At 73.9% G+C, this 26,377-nt stretch carries 19 protein-coding genes and 1 pseudogene; 12 read left to right on the top strand and 8 right to left on the bottom strand.

The genetic code is table 11. From position 1 onward, the window contains the following. Window positions 1-320: 320 nt before the first annotated feature. A pseudogene (locus AC07GB_RS06390) lies at window positions 321-1,256 on the top strand (chitinase); the annotation flags it as partial. 60 nt (window positions 1,257-1,316) lie between these two features. Here the strand turns inward: AC07GB_RS06390 and AC07GB_RS06385 are convergent. After that, window positions 1,317-4,205: an ATP-binding protein gene (locus AC07GB_RS06385; RefSeq protein ID WP_478842155.1), complete on the bottom strand. Its 2,889-nt coding sequence runs from the start codon at window positions 4,203-4,205 to the stop codon at window positions 1,317-1,319. 149 nt (window positions 4,206-4,354) lie between these two features. Then, the gene (locus AC07GB_RS06380) at window positions 4,355-4,786 is read right to left on the bottom strand and encodes a PPOX class F420-dependent oxidoreductase (RefSeq protein WP_478842153.1); all 432 of its coding nucleotides are present in this window, start codon (window positions 4,784-4,786) and stop codon (window positions 4,355-4,357) included. Window positions 4,787-5,053: 267 nt separating this feature from the next. Here AC07GB_RS06380 and AC07GB_RS06375 point away from each other — a divergent pair, with 267 nt between their 5' ends. Then, the gene (locus AC07GB_RS06375) at window positions 5,054-6,448 is read left to right on the top strand and encodes an NAD(P)/FAD-dependent oxidoreductase (protein WP_478842151.1); all 1,395 of its coding nucleotides are present in this window, start codon (window positions 5,054-5,056) and stop codon (window positions 6,446-6,448) included. A gap of 63 nt (window positions 6,449-6,511) precedes the next feature. Here AC07GB_RS06375 and katG read toward each other — a convergent pair whose 3' ends face one another. After that, complete coding sequence (gene katG / locus AC07GB_RS06370; protein WP_478842149.1) at window positions 6,512-8,734, bottom strand: catalase/peroxidase HPI; 2,223 nt, start codon at window positions 8,732-8,734, stop codon at window positions 6,512-6,514. Between the two features lie 294 nt (window positions 8,735-9,028). Between katG and AC07GB_RS06365 the strand changes: the two genes are divergently transcribed. Next, a complete protein-coding gene (locus AC07GB_RS06365; protein ID WP_478842147.1) occupies window positions 9,029-9,442 on the top strand; it encodes a Fur family transcriptional regulator in 414 nt (137 codons plus the stop codon). On the opposite strand, the gene AC07GB_RS06360 is transcribed toward AC07GB_RS06365, so the two are convergent. Together AC07GB_RS06360 and AC07GB_RS06355 are read right to left on the bottom strand one after the other, a co-directional pair. Continuing rightward, window positions 9,443-10,432 (bottom strand): NADP-dependent oxidoreductase, encoded by a 990-nt coding sequence (locus AC07GB_RS06360; protein ID WP_478842145.1) that lies wholly within the window; start codon window positions 10,430-10,432, stop codon window positions 9,443-9,445. A gap of 170 nt (window positions 10,433-10,602) precedes the next feature. Then, a complete protein-coding gene (locus AC07GB_RS06355) occupies window positions 10,603-11,475 on the bottom strand; it encodes a LysR family transcriptional regulator (RefSeq protein ID WP_478842143.1) in 873 nt (290 codons plus the stop codon). Between the two features lie 69 nt (window positions 11,476-11,544). Here AC07GB_RS06355 and AC07GB_RS06350 point away from each other — a divergent pair, with 69 nt between their 5' ends. The 8 genes from AC07GB_RS06350 to AC07GB_RS06315 all read left to right on the top strand — a co-directional run bounded on the left by AC07GB_RS06350 (window position 11,545) and on the right by AC07GB_RS06315 (window position 20,676). Then, window positions 11,545-12,588, top strand: coding sequence for an EamA family transporter (locus tag AC07GB_RS06350; RefSeq protein WP_478842141.1), 1,044 nt, complete (start codon window positions 11,545-11,547; stop codon window positions 12,586-12,588). A 66-nt stretch (window positions 12,589-12,654) separates the two neighbouring features. Further along, window positions 12,655-13,047 (top strand): VOC family protein, encoded by a 393-nt coding sequence (locus AC07GB_RS06345; protein WP_478842139.1) that lies wholly within the window; start codon window positions 12,655-12,657, stop codon window positions 13,045-13,047. Between the two features lie 341 nt (window positions 13,048-13,388). Continuing rightward, complete coding sequence (locus AC07GB_RS06340) at window positions 13,389-14,096, top strand: Crp/Fnr family transcriptional regulator (protein ID WP_478842137.1); 708 nt, start codon at window positions 13,389-13,391, stop codon at window positions 14,094-14,096. A gap of 68 nt (window positions 14,097-14,164) precedes the next feature. Beyond that, window positions 14,165-14,962, top strand: a complete 798-nt coding sequence (locus AC07GB_RS06335) for a hypothetical protein (RefSeq protein WP_478842135.1) — start codon at window positions 14,165-14,167, stop codon at window positions 14,960-14,962. Further along, complete coding sequence (locus AC07GB_RS06330) at window positions 14,959-17,346, top strand: hypothetical protein (protein WP_478842133.1); 2,388 nt, start codon at window positions 14,959-14,961, stop codon at window positions 17,344-17,346. Before AC07GB_RS06335 ends, AC07GB_RS06330 begins: the two co-directional genes overlap by 4 nt. A 1-nt stretch (window position 17,347) precedes the next feature. Then, window positions 17,348-18,496, top strand: coding sequence for a hypothetical protein (locus tag AC07GB_RS06325; protein ID WP_478842131.1), 1,149 nt, complete (start codon window positions 17,348-17,350; stop codon window positions 18,494-18,496). Next, window positions 18,493-19,122 (top strand): Pycsar system effector family protein, encoded by a 630-nt coding sequence (locus AC07GB_RS06320; protein ID WP_478842129.1) that lies wholly within the window; start codon window positions 18,493-18,495, stop codon window positions 19,120-19,122. Before AC07GB_RS06325 ends, AC07GB_RS06320 begins: the two co-directional genes overlap by 4 nt. 99 nt (window positions 19,123-19,221) lie before the next feature. After that, the gene (locus AC07GB_RS06315; RefSeq protein ID WP_478842127.1) at window positions 19,222-20,676 is read left to right on the top strand and encodes a glyceraldehyde-3-phosphate dehydrogenase; all 1,455 of its coding nucleotides are present in this window, start codon (window positions 19,222-19,224) and stop codon (window positions 20,674-20,676) included. 128 nt (window positions 20,677-20,804) lie between these two features. Here AC07GB_RS06315 and AC07GB_RS06310 read toward each other — a convergent pair whose 3' ends face one another. Then, complete coding sequence (locus AC07GB_RS06310) at window positions 20,805-21,308, bottom strand: nucleotide triphosphate diphosphatase NUDT15 (protein WP_478842680.1); 504 nt, start codon at window positions 21,306-21,308, stop codon at window positions 20,805-20,807. A 291-nt stretch (window positions 21,309-21,599) separates the two neighbouring features. Here AC07GB_RS06310 and AC07GB_RS06305 point away from each other — a divergent pair, with 291 nt between their 5' ends. After that, the gene (locus AC07GB_RS06305) at window positions 21,600-22,142 is read left to right on the top strand and encodes a hypothetical protein (protein ID WP_478842125.1); all 543 of its coding nucleotides are present in this window, start codon (window positions 21,600-21,602) and stop codon (window positions 22,140-22,142) included. Between the two features lie 69 nt (window positions 22,143-22,211). Here AC07GB_RS06305 and AC07GB_RS06300 read toward each other — a convergent pair whose 3' ends face one another. Both AC07GB_RS06300 and AC07GB_RS06295 read right to left on the bottom strand, forming a co-directional pair. After that, complete coding sequence (locus AC07GB_RS06300) at window positions 22,212-25,004, bottom strand: alpha/beta hydrolase (protein ID WP_478842122.1); 2,793 nt, start codon at window positions 25,002-25,004, stop codon at window positions 22,212-22,214. A gap of 164 nt (window positions 25,005-25,168) precedes the next feature. Then, window positions 25,169-26,374 (bottom strand): MFS transporter, encoded by a 1,206-nt coding sequence (locus AC07GB_RS06295; RefSeq protein WP_478842120.1) that lies wholly within the window; start codon window positions 26,372-26,374, stop codon window positions 25,169-25,171. Between the last annotated feature and the right edge of the window lie 3 nt (window positions 26,375-26,377).

The following is a 26,377-nucleotide window of genomic DNA, read 5'->3' as shown; positions in this document are numbered from 1 at the left end:
ATCGCCGACCGGCGCGTCGTTTGGTCTGGGCCAACGACGTTGCGCAGTCCCAGAGTTGGCGGAAGTACAGGTGAGAACAATCCGGGTAACGGTAGGTACGGGTACGCGGAATTCCGGGCGCGGCGCGTGGTCCAGACCTCTTGACCTGATTGGTCCATGCCAATAGCCTCCGAGCGAGCCCCTGTGGTGCCGCGGCCGACGGGCTCATGAGCGACGGGCGGCAGTGTCCGGACGCGCCGTCCGAACCACCCATCCGGAACCCGACACTCGAGGGAGTCCCCTTGAGATCCCCCACACGCAGACGCTTCCCCCGACGGGTCACGACGGCGCTCGTCAGCCTGGTCGTCCCGTTCGCCGCTCTGGCCGCTCCGGCGCGGGCCGCCGACGCCCCCGCCGCCGCCGCAGGCGAAGGCCACGCGCCCGGCTTCGTCCAGGCCGCGCCCTACCTCTATCTGGGCTGGGGCAACCCGCCCAGCGCCACCGACGTGATGAGGGCCACCGGCATCAAGTGGTACACGATGGCCTTCATCCTCGCCCGGGACGGCTGCAACCCCGCCTGGGACAGCCAGCGCCCCCTCCTCGGCGGCGTGGACGAGACCACCATCAAGTCGATCCGCGCGGCCGGCGGGGACGTCGTCCCCTCCATCGGCGGCTGGAGCGGCAACAAGCTCGGCCCCAACTGCTCCACCCCGCAGGCCCTCGCGGGCGCGTACCAGAAGGTCATCGACGCGTACCGGCTCAAGGCGGTCGACGTCGACATCGAGAACACGGATGAATTCGAGAGCCCGGCGGTCCAGGACCGGATCCTCGGCGCCCTGAAGATCGTCAAGCAGAACAACCCGGGCCTCAGGACGATCCTCACCTTCCCCACGCTCAACACCGGGCCCAACTCCTGGGGCAACCGCCTCATCGAGCGGTCCAGGGCCCTCCAGGCGGACATCGACAACTTCACGATCATGCCGTTCAACTTCGGCGGCCACGCCGACATGTACGGCAACACCGTCAAGGCCACCGAGGGCCTCAAGGCCAAGCTCAAGTCCGTGTACGGATGGTCCGACGCGGAGGCCTACGCCCACATCGGCATCTCGGGCATGAACGGCAACAGCGACGTGGGCGAGGTCACCACACCCCAGATCTGGACGCAGATCCGCGACTGGTCCAACGCCCACCACATCGGCAGGCTCTCCTTCTGGGCGGTCAACCGCGACCGGCCCTCCTGGCAGTTCACCTCCATCACCGCGGGCTTCACCGGCTGACCACCGGCCCGCCCGCGAGGCGCCCCGCTGCCACCGGACCGGTCCGGTGGCAGCGGGGCGTCAGGGCGCGATCGCCCGCCCTTCGCGGTGGACATCGGCCCGCGACCTGACGCGGAGCTTGCGCAGCACCTTCGCGACGTGCTGCTCGACGGTGCGCGGGGAGAGGAACAGCACGTCCGCGATCTCCCGGTTGGTGTGCCCGAGCGCGACGAGCCGGGCGACCTCCCGCTCCCGTGGCGAGAGCTGGTCGCCGTAGCCCCTGCGGCCGCGCCGGGACGGCAGCGGGACGTTGTGGCCGCGCAGCACCCGGCGGCAGCGGGCCGCGTCGCGGGTGGCGCCCAGCTCGGTGAACCGCTCGGCCGTCGCGGCCAGTTGGTCCGCCGCGTCCCTGTCGCCCGCCGTGAGCCGGCAGCGCGCCGCCGCCTCGCCGGCCCGGGCGGCGGCGTAGGGCAGCGGGAGCACGGCGTACCCGGTGCGGGCCGCGTCGAAGGCCGCGACGGCCTCGTCGGGACGCCCGCGGCCGACGGCCAGGATCCCGCGGCACGCCAGGAGCGCGGCCGCGGCCAGTGGGGCGTCCCGGCCCGCGATGCCGTCGGCCAGCTCCACCGTGACCCGCTCCGCGTCCGGCAGGCGCCCGCCGCGCACCAGCGAGGCCACCGCCATCGGCGCCAGGTCGCCCGCCCAGGACCAGATGCCCTTGCGGCGGATCCTGGCGATGCCGCGCTCGGCCTCGATCCGCGCCTCGGCGGCGTCGCCGCGGGCCCGCAGCAGCCGCACCATCGCGCCGGAAGCGGTGGCGAGGACCGGCGCGGGCGCGTTGTGCGGGGCGGTGAGGCCCGCGGCCCGCAGCTCCGCCGCCGCCTCCTCCCACTCGCCGCGCGCGGACGCGAGAAGGCCGAGGACGAGGTGGGCGTCGGCCGCGATGCCCGAGACGTCCGGCATCATCTCCAGGACGTGCCGGGCCCGTTCGGCGAGACCCTGCCAGCGGCCCTCGTACCAGTCCAGGCGCAGCGCGGTGCCCTCCACGATGCCCGACAGGAACGCGGCACCGCACTCGGCCGCCAGGCGCCGCCCCAGCCTGCGGAAGCGGTGGGCCGCGCGGAAGTGGCCCAGACAGGTGGCGGCGTCCGCGAAGTTGCCGCAGGCGCGGGCGACCTGGCGGCGGTCGCCCCCGGGCCCGGCGGCGTCGATGAGGCGCTCCGCCTGCTCCCAGACCGCCGGGTCGCCCATGTACATGGCCAGCGCGAGGCGGTTGGCCCGCACGGCCGTGCACACCGAAGGGCCGGGCTCCCGCTCCGCGAGCCGCTCGGCCTGCTCGATCCAGCGCTCGTAGACGTGGTACGGGTGATCGCCCCAGGCGGGCATCGCGAGGGCGGCCATGCCGCGGGCCGCGAGGGCGGGGCGGTGGCGCAGCTCCCTGATCGCCCACTCGGTGTTGATCCGGCCCTCCTCGTGCCGGCCCGCCTGGTTGTAGAGCAGCAGGCCCAGGTGGAGCCGGATCTCGCCGCGCAGGCCCTCCGGCAGGAGCTGGTCGCGCACGATGCGGCACAGCAGCGCCGTCGCCCTGCGGTGGGTGAGCCCGACCACCGCGTCCCGGCTGAGGTCCACGGCGACGCGGGCGCACGCAAGCCGGTCCAGGCGGCCGTCGGACAGCAACTCCTCCAACAGCTCCACGGCGAGGGCCAGGTCGCCCATCTCGCGCGCCGATGCCGCCGCCGCCTCGCCGTACCGCTGCCAGCGCGTGAGTTCGCCGGCCCGCCGGGCGTGGTACGCGAGCTGGACCAGGGGCTGCGGGTCCTGCGCCGCCAGGGCGCGCATCGCCTGGCGGTGCAGCCGGTGCCGGTCGGGCCCCGGCAGGCTCGCGTAGACGGCCTGCTGGGCGAGGGCGTGCCGGAGCCCGTACTGGTCGTCGCCCCACTCGTACAGCACGCCCGCGAGCAGTGCCTCCCGTACGCCCGCCGCGTCCTCGGCCGCGGACGGCCGCCCGGCCGTGCCGCGCGTGACGTTCGCGATCAGGGCCTCGCCCGCGGGGACGCGCAGCACGCAGGCGGCGTGCACGGCGGCGGTGGCCCCGGGGGAGAGCCCGCTCATCCGGTCGGCGATGGCCTCCTGGAGCGGCGTGGGCACGGTCATGCCGTCCAGCGCCTCACGGCCCGTGCGCGGCGCGTGCCGTACGGTCTCCGGCAGCGCGCGGACGACCTCCTCCACCACGAACGGGATGCCCGCGGTCCGCCGGTGCAGTTCGACGGCCAGGGCCGCGGAGGCCTCCGGGGCTCCGGTGAGCGCGGCGCACATGGCGCGCACGGCGTGCACGTCCAGGGGGCGGAGCGGGATCACCACCGCGGTGGTGCCCGGTGGCTTGTGGTACGCGTGCCCCAACGGCAGCCGGGCGCCGGGCAGTTCCTCGCGGCGGTAGCTGAGGACGACGGAGAGCGCGTCCGGTGGGTCGTCCACCAGGAACCGCAGCAGGTCCCGGGTGCCGTCGTCGGCCCAGTGCAGGTCCTCCACGACCAGGACGGCCGGGCCGAGCGCGTCGAGCAGCGCCCGCACGGCTCGGAACAGGCGGTGCCGCCCGGCCCGGGGCTCGTACAGCGGCTCGGGGGCGGGCGGCAGGCGCCCGGCGAGTTCCGGCAGGTACGGGCGCAGCGCGCCGCAGACCGGGCTGAGCGCGGCGGGCAGCCCGTCGGTCAGACGGCGCAGCAGGTCGAGGACCGGACCGTACGGGAAGGGCTCGCGCAGCGGGCGGCAACTGCCCACCAGGACCCGGCGGCCGCGCCCGCAGCGGCGGCGCAGGGCCTCGCGGATCAGCCGGGTCTTGCCGATCCCGGCCTCGCCCTCGACGAGGGCGACCGACGGCGGGCGCGCCACCGCGCCGGCCAACGCGCGCAACTCCGCCGTCCGGCCGACCAGAACGGGCGCTTCCGGATCACGCGGGAAGGGGGCGGTCATGGGTGACTCCGGCCTGTGGGGGACCGTGGCGCACACGACGGCGACGGGCGCGACACCACGGCGACAGCGTGAAGCTATGCCGGGAGGCGTGCGCCTAGCAAGGCTTCGCCCGTCACCGCGCGACCGCTGGGGTGGAAGGCGCGAAGGGGTCAGCCGATGCGCTCGCCGTACACGTGGCTGACGGCCATCGTCATGAGGACCCTGCGGTCGGCGACCATCACCGCGCGGTACTCGTCCCAGTCGGGGTGCTCGCCAGCGGCCGCGCGGTAGTAGCGGACCAGGGCCTCGACCTCGGGCCCGTGGGGGTCGGTGCCCGGGCCCGTGAGGGTGACGGTGCCCTCGGCGGTGGCCCAGGACAGGCCGTCGGCGCTGGTGACCTCAAGGGCGGCGCGCGGGTCCCGGCGCAGGTTCGCCGTCTTGGCCCGGCCCTCGGTCATCGACACGTACAGGACGTCGGACTCCAGGTCGTAGAAGGGCATGACGGGGGAGAGCTGGGGGCGGCCGTCCGCCTTGATGGTGGCGAGGACGCCGAGCCGGCTCTGCGCGAGCAGCGTGCGCGGGGTGAAGGGCGTGTCAGTCATGTCTGGAGCCAAGGCGCGGAAGGGGGTTCTCTATTCCTGCCGGGCCTGCCGGGCCTGCCGGGCCTGCCGGGCCTGCCGGGCCTGCCGGGTCTGCCGGGTCTGCCGGCCTGCCGGGTCTGCCGGGCGCGTCGCGCGTGCCGGGCGCGCCCGCGTGGTCGCGCGGGGTGTGACGCCGTGTGCTTCCGTGCGCTCCCCGGCCGGTCTTGATCGCCCCGGTGTCCCGGGATGAAGTGTCAGCGCAGCCGCACCGAGGGGAAGGGGACCGGCATGGTCGAGAGCGAGCGCAGTCTGCCGTCCGGCGCCCGCTGGGGCCGGGCCGTCGTCGTCGGCGGCGGGTACGCGGGCCTGGTCACCGCGCGGGTCCTGGCCGACCACTTCGACGAGGTGCTCGTCCTGGAGCGGGACGCGGTGCGGCCGGACAGCGGGGTGCACCCGAGCGTCCCGCAGGGCTACCACGCGCACGCGCTCCTCGCCAAGGGCGGCGACGTGTTGGAGGAGCTGTTCCCGGGCCTGCGGGACGAACTCGCCGACCTGGGCGCGCCCGTCTTCGACTACGGCGAGCGGATCAGCTTCCTGCTGCCGACCGGCTACGCGCCGCCCGACCCCGTCGGCGTGTCCATCCAGACCTTCACCCGCGACGAGCTGGAGCGGCGCCTGCGGCAACGCGTGGCCCAGCTGCCGGGCGTGCGGCTGCTCGCCGCGACGACCTGCGAGACGGTGACGGGCAGCGCCCCGGACCGCCTCGACCGGGTCCGCTACCGTGCCCACGGCGCCGCCGAGCCCACCGACGTCACCGCCGACCTGGTCGTCGACGCCTCCGGCCGCTCCACGTCCGTCGACCGCTGGCTGGCCGAGGCGCGCCTGCCGGCCTCCGGCAGGACCGTCGTCAAGGCGAAGATCACCTACACCTCCGCGTGCTACGTCCGCCCGCCGCAGGACCGGCAGGACTTCGACGTCGCGTACCAGATGACCTTCGCGCCCGGCGTGCCGCGCGGCGGAGTGGTGCTCGCCGTGGAGGGCCACCGCTGGATGTGCTCGCTGTTCGGCTTCGACCGGCACGTGCCGCCCACCGACGACGAGGGCTACCTCGACTTCGCCCGCTCCCTGGGCAATCCGCGCCTCGCCGAACAGATCAAGTGCGGTACCAGGGAAGGCGAGATCCACCGCTACACCAACCCCGGCAACGAGTGGCGCCTGCACCACAAGAACCCCCGCTGGCCCGAGCGCCTCATCGCCGTCGGGGACGCGGTCTGCGTCTTCAACCCGGTGTACGGCCAGGGCCTCACGGTCGCCGCCCTGGAAGTGGAACTGCTCGGCCGCCTGCTGCGCCACCGCCGGACGAACGGGTCGGGGCTCGACGGCCTCAGCCGCGCCTACCAGCGCGGGGCGGCCCGGGTCATCCAGGTCCCGTGGACCATGGCCAGCAGCTCGGACCTGATGTGGGCCGCCGAGCGGCAGCCGCTGCCCGCGCGCTTCGCCCACTGGTACAACCAGCGCGTCTTCGCGCTCGCCGTCCACGACCCGGGTGTGTGGGCCCGGTTCGTCCGCGTGCTGAACATGACGGCACCGCCCTCCCTGCTGTTCCACCCGGCCGTCCTGGCCAAGGTGGCCCGGCACGCGCTCCCGCGCCGCGCGGGCCGGGCGGCGGGGCGCGCGGGCTAGCCTTCGGTGGAAGGCCAGGCCGGGCCCGCGCGGGCCCGGCCTGGAGGGTGGATCGGGCAGCGACTAGACGAGGTCGAACCGGTCGAGGTCCATGACCTTGGCCCAGGCCGCGACGAAGTCCTTCACGAACTTCTCCTTCGCGTCGTCGCTCGCGTAGACCTCCGCGAGCGCGCGCAACTCGGAGTTCGAGCCGAAGACCAGGTCGGCGCGGGTGCCGGTCCACTTGACCGCGCCGCTCGCGTCGCGGGCCTCGAAGGTGTCCTGCGCCTCGGACGTCGACTTCCACGTCGTGTCCAGGTCGAGGAGGTTGACGAAGAAGTCGTTCGTGAGCGTGCCGGGCCGGTCGGTGAGGACGCCGTGCTTCGACCCGGCGTGGTTCGCGCCGAGCACGCGCAGGCCGCCGACGAGGACCGTCATCTCGGGCGCGCTGAGGGTCAGGAGGTTCGCCTTGTCGATCAGCAGGTACTCGGCGGGCAGGCGGGTGCCCTTGCCCACGTAGTTGCGGAAGCCGTCGGCGGCGGGCTCGAGGGCGGCGAACGACTCGACGTCCGTCTGCTCCTGCGCCGCGTCCACCCGGCCCGGCGAGAAGGGCACCTCGACCGTGACGCCCGCGTCCTTGGCCGCCTGCTCGACGGCCGCGTTGCCCGCGAGGACGATCAGGTCGGCGAGGGAGACCCGCTTGCCGCCCGCCTGGGCGGAGTTGAAGGACTCCTGGATGCCTTCGAGGGTCCGCAGCACCTGGGCGAGGTCCGCGGGGTCGTTGACCTGCCAGTTGCGCTGCGGCTCCAGGCGGACGCGGGCGCCGTTGGCACCGCCGCGCTTGTCGCTGCCGCGGAAGGAGGACGCCGACGCCCACGCCGCGGAGACGAGCTGCGCGATCGTGAGGTCGGAGGCCAGGATCCGCTCCTTGAGCTGGGCGGCGTCCGCGGCGTCGACGGTCTCGCCGGTGCGCTCCGGCAGCGGGTCCTGCCACAGCAGCACCTCGGAGGGGACCTCGGGGCCGAGGTAGCGGACGACCGGGCCCATGTCACGGTGCGTCAGCTTGTACCAGGCGCGGGCGAAGGCGTCCGCGAATTCCTGCGGGTTCTGGTAGAAGCGGCGCGAGATCGGCTCGTAGATCGGGTCGTAGCGCAGCGACAGGTCGGTGGTGAGCATCGTCGGGCGGTGCTTCTTCGCGGGGTCGAAGGCGTCCGGGATGATCTCCGGGGCGTCCTTCGCCACCCACTGGTGGGCGCCGGCCGGGCTCCGCGTCAGTTCGTACTCGTACTCGAAGAGGTTCTTGAAGAACTGGTTGCTCCACCGGGTGGGCGTCTCGGTCCAGGTGACCTCGAGGCCCGAGGTGATGGCGTCCTTGCCCACGCCCGTGTTGTACGTGCTCCTCCAGCCGAGGCCCAGCTGCTCCATCGGCGCGGCCTCGGGGTCGTCGCCGACGTGCTCCGAGGGGCCCGCGCCGTGGGTCTTGCCGAAGGTGTGGCCACCGGCGATGAGGGCGACGGTCTCCTCGTCGTTCATCGCCATGCGGCGGAACGTCTCGCGGATGTCGCGGGCCGCGGCGACCGGGTCCGGGTTGCCGTTGGGGCCCTCGGGGTTGACGTAGATGAGGCCCATCTGGACCGCGCCGAGCGGGTTCTCCAGCTCACGGTCGCCGGTGTAGCGCGCGTCGTCGAGCCAGTTGACCTCGGGGCCCCAGTAGACGTCCTCCTCCGGCTCCCACACGTCCTCGCGGCCACCGGCGAAGCCGAAGGTCTCGAAGCCCATCGTCTCCAGGGCGACATTGCCGGTGAGGACCATCAGGTCGGCCCAGGAGATGTTCTTGCCGTACTTCTTCTTCACCGGCCACAGCAGGCGGCGGGCCTTGTCCAGGCTCACGTTGTCCGGCCAGCTGTTGAGCGGGGCGAACCGCTGCTGACCGGCGCCGGCGCCGCCGCGGCCGTCGCTGATGCGGTACGTGCCCGCGCTGTGCCAGGCCATGCGGATCATCAGGGGGCCGTAGTTGCCGAAGTCGGCGGGCCACCAGTCCTGCGACGTGGTCAGGACCTCGGCGATGTCCCGCTTCACCGCCGCCAGGTCGAGGGAGCCGAACGCCGCGGCGTAGTCGAAGTCCTCGCCCATCGGGTTCGCCACGGCCGGGTTCTTGGCGAGGATCTTCAGATTCAGCCGCTCCGGCCACCACTGGCGGTTCCCGCCGCCCTGCGTCGGGTGCGGGGCGCGTCCGTGCGCGACCGGGCAGCCGCCTGTCTCCTCCGTCTTCGGGTCGGTGACGATTGCGTCGGGGTTCTCAGCCATGGGAATCCTCTCGGATCGGTCTAGGCGAAACGTGGAACTCGAAGAACTGCAGGCGGTGGAAGGGGCCGCACCGACCGCGTGATCGACGTCAGCGACGACTCCGTACGACTTGTGGTGGTTGTCCCTGACGCGTCCTGGGAACAGGGGCGAGGCTGCCCTTGGCCATCGTCGGGAACCGATCCTACGATGGACGGGATCCAGGTCAAGAAGCTCACCTGATCCATATTCATTCGGAGCAAGTAGCGCTGCCGTAAACTCCGGAGACTCCACCGAACCGAGTAGGTGAACCGACATATGAGCGACCTGCTGGAGCGACTGCGCGGGCGTGGCTGGCGGGTGACCTCCCAGCGACGCGTCGTCGCCGAGGTACTCGACGGCGACCATGTGCACCTCACGGCCGACGAGGTGCACGCGCGCGCGGCCGAGAGACTGCCGGAGATCTCCCGCGCGACGGTGTACAACACGCTGGGCGAGATGGTCTCCCTCGGTGAGGTCATGGAGGTCTCCACCGACGGCCGCGCCAAGCGCTACGACCCCAACGCCCACCACCCGCACCAGCACCTGGTCTGCTCCCGCTGCGGCACCATCCGCGACGTCCACCCGACCGGCGACCCGCTGGCCGCCCTGCCGCAGGCGGAGCGCTTCGGGTTCGCGGTGTCCGGGGCCGAGGTCACCTACCGGGGGCTGTGCCCGAGCTGCGCGGCCTGATCACCCCTGGGTGACGGAGAGCACGATCTTGCCGGTGGTACGGCCGGTCTCGCCCAACGCATGGGCTCGGGCGGCCTCTTCGAGCGGCAGCACCGCGTCGACGAGCACGCGCAGCCGGCCCTCCTCGACGAGCGAGGTGATCGCGCGCAGGCTCCCGTGGTCGGGCTCGACGAGCATGAACACCGCCCGCACCCCGGCCGCTTCGGCCTCCCGCGCGGGGAAGGCGTCGTCCGGCGGAAGGAGCGAGACCAGCGTGCCGCCCGGCCGCAGCGTACGCAGGGACCGGGCCCAGTGGGAGCCGCCGATGCCGTCCACGACGACGTCGATGTCGACGTCGCCGGACCGGAGCACCGCGGCGAAGTCCTGGGCGCGGTGGTCGATCAGCTCGTCGGCGCCGAGCGAGCGCAGCAGCCCGTGCTTGGCGGCACTGGCCGTGCCGATGACGTACGCGCCCCGGGCCTTGGCGATCTGCACGGCCAGATGGCCGACTCCGCCCGCGGCGGCGTGGATCAGGACCCGCTGCCCCGGCTGGACGTCCGCCGTGTCCACGAGCGCCTGCCACGCGGTCAGCGCGGCCAGCGGCAGGGCGCCCGCCTGGACGTGGGTCAGGCCCTCGGGGCGCGGCGCGAAGTGCCGGGCCGGGGCGGTGACGTACTCGGCGTAGGCGCCCGCCGGGTGAGGGAAGCGCGGCATGCCGAACACCGCGTCACCCGGCCGGAAGAGCGTCACGCCCTGGCCGACCGCCTCGACGACCCCGGAGACGTCGAAGCCGAGGGTGAAGGGCGGCGTCGCGCCGGTGGCGAACACGCCTCGCGCGCGGGTCTTCCAGTCGGCCGGGTTCACGCCCGCCGCGTGCACCCGGACCAGGATCTCGCCCCGGCCCGGATCCGGTCGCGGCACCGTGACGACCTTGAGGACGTCCGGCCCTCCGGGGGCGTCCTGGGAGACGGCGCGCATGGTGGCGGGGGTGGGGGTGGTGGCCTGGTGCATGGTGTGGTGCCCTCTTCGGCGGTCGTTCCTGCGGATGGTGCGGTGACGCGCGCCGGTGCGGCCGGGGCGCCGTGCTCAGCGTGCCGGGGCGAAGAGGGCGCCAGTAGGGGCCTGATGGCCAGGGAGCGACAGGATCGGGTCACGGGTCACGGGCCACCTGGCGAGGCGGTTCACGCGGGCGTGGCCGGCCCGGTCGCGAGGATCTCGTGCACGAGGGTCACCAGGTCCGTGACGGCGGGGTGGCCGAGGCCCTCGCGCCAGGCGAGCACGAGGGGGACGGGCGGGGCGTCCGCGAGCGGGCGGTAGACCAGCGCGGGGTGGGTGTAGTTGCTCGGCGTGGCCGAGGTGGTGACGCCCACGGCGCGGCCCGCGGCGATCGCGATGAGCCACTCGTCGGTGTTGGTCACCTCAAGGGTCGCGGCGGGCCCGGCCGCCGAGGGCCACAGGTCCCGTGTGGTGGTGCCGGAGACCGTGTTGAGGGCGATCGGGAGATCCGTGAGGTCGGCGAGGGTGAGCCGGGGCAGCTCCGCGAGGGGGCTGTCCCTCGGCATGACCACCACCCGCTCCTCCATGCGCAGCAGCTCGGTGCGGAGGCCGGGCGCGGCGACCGCGCCGCGCAGCAGGGCCGCGTCCACCGTGCCCCGGGTCAGGCCCGCCGTCCGGTCGTCCACGCGCAGCAGCTCCAGCGGGACGCCGGGGCGCGTCTCGTCCCAGCGGCGCAGCAGCGCGACGGTGTGATCGCCGAGCGCCGCCCAGGTGTGGCCGAGGCGCAGTGGCCAGCTCGTGAGCCCGGCCGGGTCGAGGGCGGTCTCGACGGCGGCGAGGGCGGCGGCGGCCTTGTCGCGGAACGTACGACCCTCGGCGGTCAGCTCCAGGTGGTGCGTGGAGCGGTCGGCGAGGCGGGCGCCGAGGTGGTCCTCCAGCTGGCGCAGGGTGCGGGAGAGCGCGGGCTGGCCCACGTGGAGGCGGGCGGCGGCGCGCGTCACGTTGCCTTCCTCGGCGATGACGAGGAAGGCACGCAGGTGCCGCAGCTCAATGGTCATGCGTCCAGAGCATAACCGCAGTGAAACAGGCATTTCACGGGGCGTGCGTGGCTCTCTAGCGTGAGGTGCATGACTTCCATGACGCACACCTCATCCGGGACCGGGACCGGGACTGTGGCCGGGACTGTGGCCGGGGCCGGGACTGTGGCCGGGGCCGGGGCCGGGGCCGCCACCGCCACTGCCACCGACGGGTCCTCGGCGGCCACGGCAACCACGGCGGCCACGGTGGCCGCGCCCGCCACCACCGCCGCGCCCCCCGTCCTCCGCCACGCCACGGGGCGCGGCACCCTCGGCGGTGTCGGCCTGGTGCTCGCCGGGGCGGTGACCGTGCAGTTCGGGTCGGCCGTCGCGGCGCTGCTGTTCCCCCGCGCAGGGGCGCTCGGCACGGTCGCGCTGCGGGTGACCTTCGCGGCGGTGCTGCTCCTGGTCGTCACGCGGCCCCGGCTGCGCGGCCACACGCGCGCCGACTTGGCGGTGGCGGGCGGCTACGGCCTCGCGCTCGGCGGCATGAACATCCTCTTCTACCAGGCGATCGACCGTATCCCGCTGGGCGCGGCCGTCACCCTCGAAGTGCTCGGGCCGCTGCTGCTCTCGGTCGTCGCCTCGCGCCGCGCGGCCAGCCTGCTGTGGGCAGGCCTCGCGCTGAGCGGGGTGTATCTGCTGGGCCAGGGCGGGTTCGGCCGGCTCAGTGCGGCGGGGGTGGCCTTCGCGCTGGGGGCCGGGGCGATGTGGGCGGCGTACATCGTGTTCAGCGCCCGCGCGGGGGCCCGCTTCCCGCGCCTGGACGCGCTGGCGATCGCGATGACCGTCGCCATGGTGGTCAGCCTGCCCCTGGGCATCGGGGCCGCGGGCGGGACGCTGCTCGAACCGGGCGTGCTCGCGCTGGGCCTGGTGATCGCGGTGATGTCCTCCGGCATCCCCTACGCCCTTGAGCTGCTGGCCCTGCGCCGCCTGCCCGCGGCGACCTTCGCGGTCCTGACGAGCCTGTCGCCCGCGCTGGCCGCGCTCGCCGGCTACCTGGTCCTCGACCAGGGCCTTTCGCCCCTCCAATGCGCGGCGATCGCGCTGGTGGTGGCGGCGAGCGCGGGCGCGGTCCGCACGGGCGGGCGCTGAGCCCGTGTCGCAGACGGTCAGTTTCGGAGAAGCGGTTGCCGCCGGCGGCTGCCTACCGTGGGCGTCATGACCATCACATTGCAGGTGAGCACCATCATGCTGGGCGTCGAGGACGTCGCCCGCGCCAAGAAGTTCTACGTCGGACTCGGTTGCGAGGTCGAGCAGGACGTCCCCGGCTTCGTCCGGCTGCGCCTGGGCGGGGGCTCCACCTCCCTCGCGCTCTACCCGCGGGAGGCGGCGGCACAGGACGCCGGGGTCCCGGCGGAGGGATCCGGGTTCCGCGGCTGCTCGTTCCACTTCGTCACCGGCTCGCGCGACGAGGTGGACGACATCATGAGCGCGGCGGTGGCCGCGGGCGGCACCGCGGTCAAGGAGGCGACCGCGGCCGAGTGGGGCGGCTACGACGGCTACTTCAGCGACCCCGACGGGCATCTGTGGAAGGTCGCCACGCAGTCCTGACGCGCCGCGCACCACGGAGGGCCGGGCAGCCCCCGGCCCTCCGTCTGCTCAGCCGGTGTACGTGAAGGCGGGCCGAATGGCCGCCGGCGGAGGCTGAGTACGGCACGCGACGACCGCGGGCGGGCCGGAAGCGAACCGCACCGATCTCATTGACGTGCGCTTGCCGGCTCCCTAGCGTGCTGTCGCGATTCGAGGACGACCAAGCCGACGCAGCTCGACGCCGTTCGACGCCGCTTGATGGGGTGCGACGCCGTGCGGTGCGGTGCGAGGGGACGCGCGGGAGGCCGTCCGGGTCGAAGGCGGGTCGATTCCCCGTAGGCGCCGGTCCAGGGACGGTCAGCTTGAGCCTCATCGAACAGGAACAGCCCCTGCTCGACGCGTTGCGGCCGCGGGACCGGGCCGCCCTGCTGGCCCTGGGGGCCGCGCGGGCCTACGCGTCCGGCGAGGTGCTCCTGCCCGAGCGCGCCACCACCTCGTACGTCGTCGCGATCCTCGGCGGCTGGGCGGTGGTCTCCGTGGAGACCGAACGCGGCCAGCGGCTCATCCTCGCGCTGCGCGGCGCGGGCGAACTGGTCGGCGAACTCGCGGCCGTGGACCGGCGCCCGCGCAGCGCCACCGTCACGGCGCTCGGGCGCGTCGACGCCGTCGTGATCCCCGGGGACCGGTTCCGCGGCTTCCTCGGCTCCAGCCCCGCGGTCAGCGTGCTCGTGCTCCGGCAGCTCAGCTCCCGGCTGCGCAGCTCCGACGGCGAACGCCGCTCGCTGGCCTCGGAGAACGTGTTGCAGCGGCTCGCAGCCCGGCTCGTCGAGCTGGCCCACCGCGCCGGGCGCCGCAACCCCGACGGCAGCGTGACCATCGACCTGCCGCTGCCGCAGCACGACCTGGCCGCCTCGGTGGGCTCCACCCGGGAAGCCGTCGCCAAGGCGCTGCGGCTGCTGCGCGAGCAAGGCATCGTCCGCACCGCCACCAGGCGCCTGGTCGTCACCGACGCCGAACCGCTGCGGCTGCTCGCGCAGGACGGCCCCGCGGGGACGGGCCCGGTTGTGTAAACGGCTACATACACCGCGGCCGTCCCGGCTCATCCTGGTGGTGCCGCAGCGTCGTCGAGGGGGTTGCAGTGAGCAGTCACGAGGCCGTCCACCGGCTGGTGGTGAGCGCGGACGTCAAAGGCTCCGGGCGCCTCGGCCACCAGGCCAAGCTCCGGTCGCGCCGGGGGATGTACGAGGTCTTCGAGGCCGCCTTCGCCGCCGTGGGCGTGCGCGGCCAGGTGCATCTGGAGGACCGGGGCGACGGCGTGCTGGCCGCCCTCGCCCCGCAGGTGCCGCCCGCGGCCATGGTCGGGCTGTGGCTCGAAGAGGTCCACCAGGGGGTGCGCGAGCACAACGCGGGCGCGAGCGAGCCGCTGCGGCTGCGGATCGCGATGCACGGCGGCCCCGTCAGCCACGACGGCAGGGGCCTGGTGGGCCGGGCGGTCGACCTGACGTGCCGTCTGTGCGACAGCGAACCGGCCAGGGCGGTCCTGGACGCGGACGACGGCGTCGACGTGGTCTTCGTCGTCTCCGACGTCCTCTACCGCTCGGTGGTCGCCGAGGGCGGCAGGTTCGTGGAGCCCGAGCACTATCTGCCGCTGGCGGTCCGGGCCAAGGAGACCGACGAGGTCGCGTGGTTCCACGTGCCCCGCAGGACCCGGCCGCCCCTTCCCGCGCCCGCGCCGTCGCCCGCCGCGGCGCCGGATCCGGGCACAACTCCCGCGGGGCGGGCCGGAGTCGACGAGCCGAGGCAGTGGCCGACGAAGTACTGGATCAACGTCAACGGACACAACCAGGTCGTGGACGGCGCCGAGGTCCACGGCGACATCGTCGGCGTGCGCGTCACGCCCGACGACGGCAGCGCGGAAGGAGCCGGGCCGAAGTGAGCGACGACGGGGGAGGCGCCGGACCGCAGGGCGGCGGCGGAGGCAAGGCGGGCGGCGGCCCGGCGCACGGCGGCGGCGACAAGGCGGGGGGCGGCGGGCCGGGTCGCGCGAGCGGCGCCGGCGCCGCGGGCGCCGACGACGGCCGCAAGCACGGCGCGGCCCGCTCCGGCCCCCTTGGGGACCGGTCGGCGGCGGGCGCGTACGACGCCGTGCGACAGGCACGCGCCAACTTCGTCGACGTGAACGGGCGCAGCGCGATCCTCGACGGCACGCAGGGCGATGTGCACCTGGGCGACCACCACCACTACCACGACGCCCGGGCCGGAGTGCCCCGCCTGGTGTCCGGCACCGTGCCCCGCGACGAACTGCGGCGCCTGCGCCTCGTCTTCGAGGAGCCGCCCGGCTACGCGGACCTGCGCGGGTTCCTGGAGCGGCAGCGGCTGATCGCGCTGTGCGGCGACCCGGGCAGCGGGCGCGGCTACACGGCGCTCTCCCTGCTCGACGAGGTCACGCGCGGCCGCGTCGCGCGCATGGACCCGCGCACGGAACTGGACCGGATCAGCGAGCCGGACCTGGAGGAGGGCTGCGGCTACGTCGTGGAGATCACCGGGGAGGAGGCGATCACCGCGCCGCGGCGCCCGAAGGCCGACGAGCGGGACGCGGCGGACCGCAAGCCCCGATGGGAGCCCGCCCACCCCGCCGAACTGCACCTGGACCGGCTCAGCACCCTCCTCGACCGGCGCGGGGCGTACGCCATCCTCGTCGTCGGGGCCGGCGGATTCGCCGACGAACTGCTGCGCGGCCGCTACGGACAGCTCTTCCGCGCCCCATCGGCCGACGGCATGCTGCGCAAGCACCTCCTGGTCCTCCTCGGCCACACCGAGCAGGACCGCGTCGAGCGGGCCCTCGCCCTCGCGCGCGAGCCCCACGTGGTGCGAGCCATGGGGCTCGACCCGCTGCGACCCCACGAGGTGGAGTCCCTCGCCGGCCTCCTGGTCGGGCGCCTCAAGGACGAGACCTCCGAGGACGAACTCCTCGGCGAGCTGCGGACCTTCGCCCACCGGCAGGCCCGCACCTGGTTCGCCACCACGGGACGGGCCGTCCCGCGCCACCGCGACGCTGTGCCGACGGCGCTGCGGCAGGCGGCCTTCCGCACGGCGGTGGCCGTCTACAACGGCTCGCCCTACAGCGTGGCCGCCGAGGCGGCCGAGCAACTGGCCTGGGAATGGGCGCAGCTGACCGACCCCGAGGGGGAGCCGGGCCGCGCCCTGTTCGGCGACCACCGCCCGGCCCGGCTCGCCGCCGCGCGGGCCGAACTGTTCACCGGCGAGGTCACGTTCAACGGCAGGCACCTGGAGACCCGCAAGGTGCGGCTCCAGGGCAGCGCGCTCGCCCGGGCGGTCCTGGCACACGTCTGGGAGGACTACCACAACGCGCGCAGGCCGCTGTGCCTGTGGCTGCGCACCCAGTGCGACGACGCCAGGCCGGCCGTATGGGTGCCCGCGGCCATCACCGCGGGGGCGCTGTGCGCGCTGGAGTACTTCTACGCCCTGGAGGAGATCGTCCTGCCGATGGCCTCCAGCGACTCCGTCCAGCAGCGCCTCGCCGCCGCCACCGTCCTCGCCCAGGCGGCGGCCCTCAGCGAGCCGGTACGCCCGGTCGTGCGGGACACCGTGCGGGAGTGGGCGCGCGCCGACGACGAGGCGCGGCTCAGCACGGCGGCCCTCGTGCACGGCTTCGGCACCGTGGAGAGGTCCGTGCCCGCCTCCCTGGACGAACTGGGCCGCCTTGCGAGCCGGGAGGACTGGGACCTGCTCGTGCACGCCTCCTTCAGCGCGGGACGGCTGCTCGCGGGCGCCGAGCCGGAGACGGTGCTGCGGCGGCTCGGCGCCTGGATGGGCGACCGCCGCACCAACCGCAGGGACCTGGCCCTGCTCACCGTGGACCGCCTCGTCTGGCAGCGCGCCGCGCACCTGTGGGGCCTGGAGGAGAACCCCGCGCTCAGGGAGCACACCGACTGGCCGCTCGCCGCCGCGCTCCTCACCGCGTCCCCGCGCCACACCGGGATGCTGGCGGACCTGGTGTGGTCGGGCCTCGACACCGCCCGCTGGCGGCAGGACGTGCAGTGGTCGCTGTGCGAGTGGATACGGCGCGCCGACGACGACCCCCGGCTCCTGGACGTCCTGTGCGACTTCCTTCCCCGCCTGGTGAGCGGCCCGGGCGACGCCGAGCGCCTGCACAACCTCGTACGGGGCCTGGAGCGGGACCCCGACGAATCCGTGGCGCCCGCCACCGTACGCAGGCTGCGCGCCGCGATCGACGGGCGGCCCGACGTGGTCGTCCAGCCGGGAACACCCGGTCCACGAACCGAGGAGACGGAGTGAGATGAACACGCAGAACCCGCCGCACGCCCTTGTGCCCGCCCCCGCGGCACGGCCCATGACGCCCCCGCGCTTCGGTGACGCCCCGATACGGGCGGTGGCGCCGCCCCCGCCGCGCTCCCCGGACCCGGGCCCATGGCACTCGCCCGCCGAACGCCCCGCCGCCGCCCAGGAGTTGGCGGGACCCTTCCTGCGCGAGTACCGCCCGGACTGGCCCTACCGGCACCGCAGCGCCCAGGTCGCGGTCGTGCTCTACTACCGCGGGCGACCGCCCCGGACGGTGGGGCCGGAGGGCGAGGAGAAGTTCCTGCTGCGCTGGTTCGCCCGGCCCTACACCGCGTTCGAGCTGCAACTGGGCTGGCACACGGGCTCGTTCAAGGTCGAGCTGCCCGCGGCGGAGCACGGCAGGTCCTTCCCCGCGGAGGTGCGCGTGCGCTGGCGGGTGAGCGACCCCTACCTGGTGGCGAGGAGCCAGGTCACCGACGTCGCCGCGCTGCTCGTGCCGGAGCTGGAGCAGCGGCTGCGCGACGTGTCCCGCGGCTACTCCATCAACCGGGCGGAGGAGGCCCGCGACGCCGTGCACGCGGCGCTGGCGGAGGAGCGGCTCGGCGGCCGGTTCGGCCTGGAGATGGACGTCTTCGTGACCATCTCCTGGGACAAGCTCGTCCAGGACCACGGCAGGAGCCTCGGCCGGGTGCTGCACCAGACCGACCTGGAACGGCTCAACCAGGAGCTGCGCCAGCTCAGGGACGACAACCAGCGGGAACTCATCCGGCAGTGGGCCGCCGACTTCCAGCGGGCCATCGAGCGCGGTGACCACGCCGTGATGGCGCAGATGATGGCGCGCAACCCCAAGGACCTGGGCGAGATCCGGCAGCTGTTCCGCAAGGAGCAGCGCGAGGAGCGCCAGGACGGCATGGAGCTGATGTCCCGCCTGATCGAGGGCGGCCTCCTGGAGCGCTGGGAACTCGGCGACCAGGCCATGGTGGTCGTGGAGTTCCTGCGGTCGAGCGCGCGCCACGTCCTGACCGAACCGGCGCCGGGCGGCGGCGAGGCCCGGCGCACCCGCTTCTGGGAGAAGGCGGACGACGCGCCGGGCGGCGACCCCTCCGGGACGCGCACCGACGGCCCGGACGAGCGGGCGCCCCGGTGACCGAGCAGGCACAGCAGGCACAGCAGGCGCCGGACGGCGGCACCGGGACCGGCTCGGACGGCGGCACCGGGCCCGGCTCCGGCACCGGTACGGGCACGCGCACCGCGCCCCACCGCAGGGCCGCGGTGCGCGGCGCCGCGGTGTCGCCGCTGTCCGAGCCGGGCTGCCGGTTCGTCGCGGAGCGGCTGCTCACCACCGCGCGCGAGGAGGTCACACGGGCCGACACCAAGGCCTCGATCCTGCTCTCGGGCGCGGTGGCGCTGCCCGCGCTCGTCGTGTCGGCCGACCCCGGAGGGTTCGGCTCCGGACTGGTGGGCGTGGCCGGGGCGGCGCTGTGGCTGGCCGGGATCGTGATGCTGACCCTGGTCGTCCTGCCGCGGACGAGGCCGGGCGGCGGGCCCGGGGCGCCCGGGGCCGGCCCTTCGGTGGCCGCGCTCCACCGCGGGGCCGACCCCGGCGATGTGGCGGCGGCGGTCCTCGCCGCGGGGCGCGACCCCGGCGGCTGGCTCCTGGAGCAGTCGTGCGCCCTGGGGGCCATCCTGACGGTCAAGTACCGGTGGCTGCGGTGGGCCGTGGGCTGCCTCGTGGCGGGCGGGACGGCCGTGGCGGCCACGGCGCTCGGCTGACGCCACCGGCCCGCCCCGGGCCGCTGTGACGAACCCCATGCAGGGGCCGAGGAGCGTGGGGTTAGCATATGAGCGCCGCCTAGCTCGAAAGATACTCCTGTGACTGTCAATGACGACTCGTTCACCAATTGGAAGCACCGCGAGGAAACCGCGGAGTCGATGATCCCGCTCATCGGGAAGCTGCACCGCGAGCAGGACGTCACGGTCCTGCTGCACAGCCGCTCCCTGGTGAACAAGTCGGTGGTCAGCATCCTCAAGACCCACCGATTCGCCCGGCAGATAGCCGGTGAGGAGCTCTCGGTCACCGAGACGCTGCCGTATCTGCGGGCCCTCACCACGCTCGACCTCGGTCCCTCGCAGATCGACATCGGCATGCTCGCCGCGACGCACAAGGCCGACGACCGCGGTCTCTCGGTGGAGGAGTTCACCGCCGAGGCCGTCGCCGGGGCCACGGGCGCGAACAAGATCGAGTGCCGCAAGGGCCGCGACGTCGTCCTGTACGGCTTCGGTCGCATCGGCCGCCTCGTGGCCCGCCTGCTGATCGAGAAGGCGGGGTCCGGGAACGGGCTTCGGCTGCGGGCCATCGTGGTGCGACCGGGTGGCGGGCGGGCCGCGGACGATCTCGTGAAGCGCGCCTCGCTGCTGCGGCGCGACTCCATCCACGGCCAGTTCCAGGGCACGATCACCGTCGACGAGGCGAACAGCACGATCATCGCCAACGGCAACGAGATCAAGGTGATCTACGCCGGCGACCCCTCGGAGGTCGACTACACGGCGTACGGCATCAAGGACGCCATCCTCATCGACAACACCGGCAAGTGGCGCGACCGCGAGGGCCTGTCGCAGCACCTGCGCCCGGGCATCGACAAGGTCGTCCTGACCGCGCCCGGCAAGGGTGACGTGCCGAACATCGTGCACGGCGTCAACCACGACACGATCAAGCCGGACGAGCAGATCCTGTCCTGCGCCTCCTGCACCACCAACGCGATCGTCCCGCCGCTGAAGGCGATGGCCGACGAATACGGCGTGCTGCGCGGCCACGTGGAGACCGTCCACTCGTTCACCAACGACCAGAACCTCCTGGACAACTACCACAAGGCCGACCGCCGCGGCCGCTCCGCGCCGCTCAACATGGTCATCACCGAGACCGGCGCCGCCTCGGCCGTCGCCAAGGCGCTGCCCGACCTCAAGGCGCCCATCACCGGCAGCTCGATCCGCGTCCCGGTGCCGGACGTCTCGATCGCGATCCTCAGCCTCCGGCTCGGCCGCGAGACCACCCGCGAGGAGGTCCTCGACCATCTGCGCGAGGTGTCCCTGACCTCGCCGCTGCGCCGCCAGATCGACTTCACCAGCGCGCCCGACGCGGTCTCCAACGACTTCATCGGCTCGCGGCACGCCTCGATCGTCGACGCGGGCGCCACCAAGGTCGACGGCGACAACGCGATCCTCTACCTCTGGTACGACAACGAGTTCGGCTACTCCTGCCAGGTCATCCGCGTCGTCCAGTACGTCTCCGGGGTGGAGTACCCGACCTACCCGGCCCCGGCGGTCTGACCCGCCGGACGCACGAGAAAGGCCCCGCCGCGACGGGGGAGCGCGGCGGGGCCCACACGTCTGGTACCCGGTGACGTCGGGGCCATGCCAACGGATGTCCCCCTTCGTGGAACAGGTTCCACTCCTCCCTATCCGGAGTACGCCGCTCCGCCCGCTGCCCCCTCTGCCGCGGTGGGGGATCCGGCTGCCCCCGGCGGCCCCGCGTGGGGTGCCACCGCGTACCGGTGCACCGGCGGCAGGCCGGGCAGGACCCCCGGCCACACCGTGTCCAGGACGTGCGCGCTCGGGGTGAACAGGGCCGCGCCGAGCCGCGGGAGCGCGCTCACCTCGTGCCACTCCCAGCGGTGGACGAGCAGGGGCTCGGTCACGGTGGGCGTGCCGGTGACGCGGGTGACGTGGACGGCCGCCGTCAGGCGGGGCATGCCGTGGGCGGCGTCCATGAGGACCGCGAGGACCCGGGCGTCGGCGGGCGCGGCCGTCAGGCCCGTCTCCTCGCGCAGCTCGCGCACCGCGGCCTCCGCGAACGACTCGCCCGGGTCGGGCTTGCCGCCGGGCAGCTCCCAGGGCCCGCTGCGCGCGTGCCCGAGCAGCACCCGGCCCCGCCTGTCCGTGACGACGACGCCCGCGCCGATGAGCGCGTGCGCGGTGGGGCGGCGGCTGTCGGCGTAGGTGAGCGGCGGTGTCGCCGTCGCCCGGGTCGTGCCGCTGTGTGTGTCCCACCCGTCTTCCTCCCGGTCCTTCCCGTTCCTTGAGCCGTGCCGTGTCGATCATCCCGGCCGGGGCCGCCGCGTCCAAGAGCCTGTGGATGTCCGGTTATGGCTCTAGGAGAAGCTGTGGAGGAAGTGAAGAATCCTCGATCGACCGGCATCTCAAGGGCCCCGCTCCGCACCAGCCGTGCTCCGCATCAGCCATGAGGAGAAGCCTTGCGTTCGATCAAGCTGTCCCTGCGCTCCGTATGCCTCGCCGCGGCCGCCGTCGCACTCGCGGCGGGCACCGTGACCCCGGCGGCCGCCGCGCCGTCCGACGCCCGGAACACCAAGGCCATGACGTGGACCTTCCTCGCCGACGGACCTGACGGCACCGTGCGCGTGGGCGGCGGCCCGCTGAGCAATCCGTACCAGGGCGACACCGCCACCACCACGGCGCTGCCCGTGCTCTGTCTGAAGGTCGACGGCAGCCCCACGCCCGCGGGCATCACGCCCGACTTCTACGCGGGCTGGGCCAAGGGCACCGTCGCCGCCACCAACCCCATCCGCGGCACCCGCCTGACCAGCCTCGCGGCGGCCGACGGGCTGTGCGCGAACACCTTCGGCACCGGCTGGCGCATGGCCGAGTTCCACGACGGCAAGTACGGCCCGAACCTGTCGAGTTCGGGCGGCTGGAGCTTCTGGGCGTACGGGGACGTGCCCGTCGGGACCCGCTTCTGGACGTACATCAACGACCAGCCCGCCAACCCCTGGAGCTGAGCGGCACCGCGGAACGCCGGAGCGGGCGGCCCCCCGTGGGAGCCGCCCGCCCTGTGCGCCGCGCCGTGCTTATCCGGCGTCGCGCACCCGGCCGGTGAACACCGGGCCCCGGTGCTGGTTCCAGTTCTCGTCGTACGTGTACAGCCGCAGCCGCACCGACTCCTGGCCCTCGCGGATCCGGTCCTTCACGGTGGGGATGCTCACGTCCGCGGTGCGCTTGCCCGCCTCGACCTCCACCGAGAGGTACGGATCCGACGTCACCTTCGACAGGGCCCGTACCGGGGTGGGCTTGCTGTCGAACTCCCGCTTGAGCCAGGCCTTGTCGACGTCCTTGGTGGACAGCTCCTTGCCACCGCTGACGCGCTCGAAGCGGAACGCCACGTACGTCTCGACGCCGGCGGCCTCGGACAGCGAGACGCGCCACTTGAGCGGCTTGCCCTCGGCGACCTTGGCCGCGACCGGCTTGACGCTGACCTTGGGCATCGGGTCGTCCTCACGGACGTAGACCCCGCCGTGGTACGAGCCGACGACCGCGCCGCTGATCGTCTTGGCGAACACGTCCTGGGAACTCGGGCCGCCGTAGGTCTTGTTGCCCTTGACCTTGAACGGCACGCCGATGGACGTGTCGCCGGGGCGCACCGTGACCGTCTTGGCGACGAACTTGTCCGCGTCCGGGCCCGGTACGAACAGCCGCACCTTGCCGTTGCCGTCACCGGTCACCCGCACCGGAGCGCGGTAGGTGCGGACGCCGGAGTCGCCCTCGTCGACCCGCAGCTGTCCGACGTCGACGCGCGCGAGCTTGGACGGGCGCGCCTCGGCGGTGCCGGGGCGCCAGCCCCAGGCGTCCATCAGCCACGCCTTGCCGGAGCGGGTGCGCGAGGTCAGCTCGAGGGACGAGATCTGCTTCAGGTCGAGCCCGGCGCGCGCGGCGGCCTTGAGCGGAACCCGCAGCTCCTGGCCCCAGTACGTGGCCATGTAGCGGGTGCCCGGCAGCCCGTCGGCGCGGACCTGGCCGAGCTTCGCCCGGTGGCCCGAGGCGTCGACGGCCGTCACGTCCAGCTTGGTGCCCTTGGTGTTCGGCGGCACGATCACCCGAAGGGCGAGCGACTCGGAGCCCTCGAGGGAGACCGGGCGCGCGTTCTTGACGGACATCGTGGAGCCCGTGCGGGACCAGCCCATCGCGAGGGCGTACCGACCGGGGTCGGGGGACACCTCGAAGCCCGCGAAGTGCGGGGACTGGCCCTTGGAGCCGCGCTTGAGGCAGCCCTTGGCCCCGGACGAGGTCTGGTCGCACAGCGTGCCACCGGTCACCGCGAGCGAGCGGCCCGGGACGACGGCCGGAGTGCGCTGCCCGCCGACGGCGTGGGTGAGGACGCGGGCCGGGTTCGCCGAGGGCGCGCCCTTGCCCGAGCCGTCGAGGAGCGGACGCGCCTCGTCGTCGCCCTCGACGAAGAGCCGGGCGGCGGCGGCGATGTAGGTGGAGCCCGCCTTCTGCTGCTGCTTGGCCTTCAGCCGGGGGCCGTGGCCCGGCGAGCACACCGGGTCGGGGCGCGGACCTGTGGAGAAGTCGTCGTCGGCGGGCGCCTGCGCCTGCCCCGGCGTCCACTCGGTGTTGAAGAAGTTGTGGTTGGCGCCGACCATGTACACCGAGCTGTGCAGCGCGGAGCCGTTGCCCACGCCCCGGGTGTTGTCCGCGTAGAGCTGGCCCTGGAGGTCGGAGACGTCGCCGTCGCAGCCCGGCAGGAGCGTCATCGACGGCACGTCCGGGTCCGGGTTCTGGCCGAAGATCGTGGGGCCGATGAGGACCGTGCCGCGGATCTGCCAGCGGGCCTTGTGCGGGTAGCCGTCCTCGGTGGCGGGCGGCTGGTAACGGCTGTCGAAGGCAGCGCGGTTGACGCCCTCGCCGCCCCGGGAGTGCCCGACCAGCATGACGCGGTCCAGGTCGACCGGCGCGGTCCCGCGGACGGCGCCGGGCGCCTTCGACGGGTCGGCGGCCCAGTCGGCGAAGCGGCCGAGGTGCTGGCGCACGAGCGACGAGCGGGCCTGCGCGCCGCCGTCGGGGGCGACGTCGTCCTGGCCGTTGATGCCGTTGGCCGAGATCGAGACGGTCACATAGCCCTGCGAGGCCAGCAGCTTCTGGTCGTGCAGATAGCCCTGGTAGCTCGGGATCGGCTTCCAGCCGGACTTGCAGGGCCAGCTGCCGTCCGCCTGGTCGCCCTTGTAGCAGGTGCCGTGGCGGCCGTGCAGGAACAGGGCCAGGGGCCGCTTCCCCGGAGCGTCGACGGGGCCCACGACCGTGGCCCGCATCTCCACCTTCTTGGGGAAGCCGGGCAGCTTGACCGACTCCAGGTCGTACTCGCCCTTGACGGTGCGGTACTGGCCCGGCTTGCCGGGGTCGACCCCGCCCGCGGGCAGCTGGGCGGGGGCGGGCGCCGGGTCGCGCGGTGGCGCGGCCGGCTCGGGCTTGTCGAGGCGGCGGCCGCCCGCGAGCGCCTGGAGGTCACCCAGGGCGTCCTTGGCGGTGACGCCGTCGTCGTCGAGCTTCAGCCGGAACGTCCGCTGGTCGTCGGTGGCCGTGGGCCTGCCGAGCAGCCGGTCGCCCGCGTAGAACTCCACCCGGGCGTCGCCCATCGGGACCGGCTTCGGCGCGCGCCACACCAGGTGCTGCTCGGCGCCGTCGCCGGTGAGTTCCCAGCCCGGCGGCAGCCGGTCCCCGGGTCTGTCCGCCTGACCGGGCGATATGAGGTCGTCGGAACGCTGCGCGCGCGGCTGGTCCGGCGACGCGAACGCGAGCTCCGGCAAGCCCACCGCCAGTGCGAGTGCCGTGAACGTGGCAGTCGCCAAGCGCGGGACACGGATCAAGACAGTCCTCCTTGTCACTTGCTCCCCCGAGAGCCCTCACGTCACAGGGCTCCTCCGGACCAGGAGAGGGCAACGGGGGCCGCGGGGTTGCCTCGTGGGAGTGGTGATTCGTACAAGATGAGGCGGATTCCAGGCGGATATCGATAGAGATCGGACAAAATTGGTCAAGTCGCGGCTGTCGTGCGCCCGTCCACGGCTGCCAGCTCGTCCGCCGTCCGTCCTGCGGGAGTCCAGTCGACGCGCAGCGCGCAGCAGGACACGAGCAGGGCCGAGACCGCCACGGCCGCCATGCCCCAGGCCAGGCTGCTGCCACCGGCGACGAAGCCGATGACCGGGGGGCCTGCCAGCAGGCCCGTCGTGCCCATCGCGGCGACCAGGGCGAGGGCCCGCGAGCCTTGCCGGGCGGCGGCGACGTACACGCACGGGGTGACGGCCGCGAGGCCGAGTCCCATGCAGGCGAAGCCGATGAGGGCCGGTACGACGCCGCCCGCGAGCAGGGCGAAGGCGAGCCCCGCGGCGGCGAGCACACTGCCCGCGCGCACCACGCGGCCGTCGCCCCAGCGGGTGCGCAAGCCGTCGGCGCAGAGGCGGGCGAGCACCATCATCACGGACACCACGGCGATGCCGAGCGGGGCGACACGGGACGAGGCGTCGGCGACGTCCTTGAGGTACAGCGCCGACCAGTCGTTCATCGCGCCTTCCGCCACGGTGCCGAAGACCATGGCGAACCCCAGCCAGAGCGTGACGGCGGCGGGCAGGGCGAAGCCGCGCCGCTTCTTCTCCCGGGGCGCCTCGGTCGGCTGATCCTCCGTCAGGAGCCGTGGGTCCGCGTACATCGCGAGCAGCGTGACCAGGAGCGCGGCCACGCCGAAGTGCGCGGCCACGGACGACGTCAGGGCGCTCATGCCGGAGGCGAGCAGGGCCGCACCGAGCGAGCCCGCGCTGAACGTGGCGTGCAGCTTGGCCATGGCGGTGCGCCCGTGGCGCGCTTCGAGCGCGGCGCCCTGCGCGTTCATGGCGACGTTGAGACAGCCGACCCCCACGCCGTCGGCGCACATGACGAGCAGGGCCATCGGATAGTTCGGCGCCGCGGCCAGGGCGAGCAGGAGCAGGCCGAGGAAGACGGCGGAGACGAAAGCCAGGCGCCGCGACCCCCACCGCCGGGTGAGCACGGCGACCAGCGGGAAGGACACCGCGGCGCCCACCCCGCAGGCCATGAGGAGCAGACCGAGTTCGGCCTCGCTCAGATCGAGCCGGGCCTTGAGCGCGGGCAGCCGCGCGGCCCACGTGGCGTACTGGAAGCCGAGGGCGCAGAACAACGCCGCGATGGCGATCTGTGTCCGGCGAAAGTCATCGCGAACACGCGACATGTG

It is taken from the genome of Streptomyces sp. NPDC045778 (genome assembly GCF_056431945.1).
Note: the sequence above shows the minus strand (reverse complement) of the source record. Positions and strands in the feature narration are given on the sequence as shown.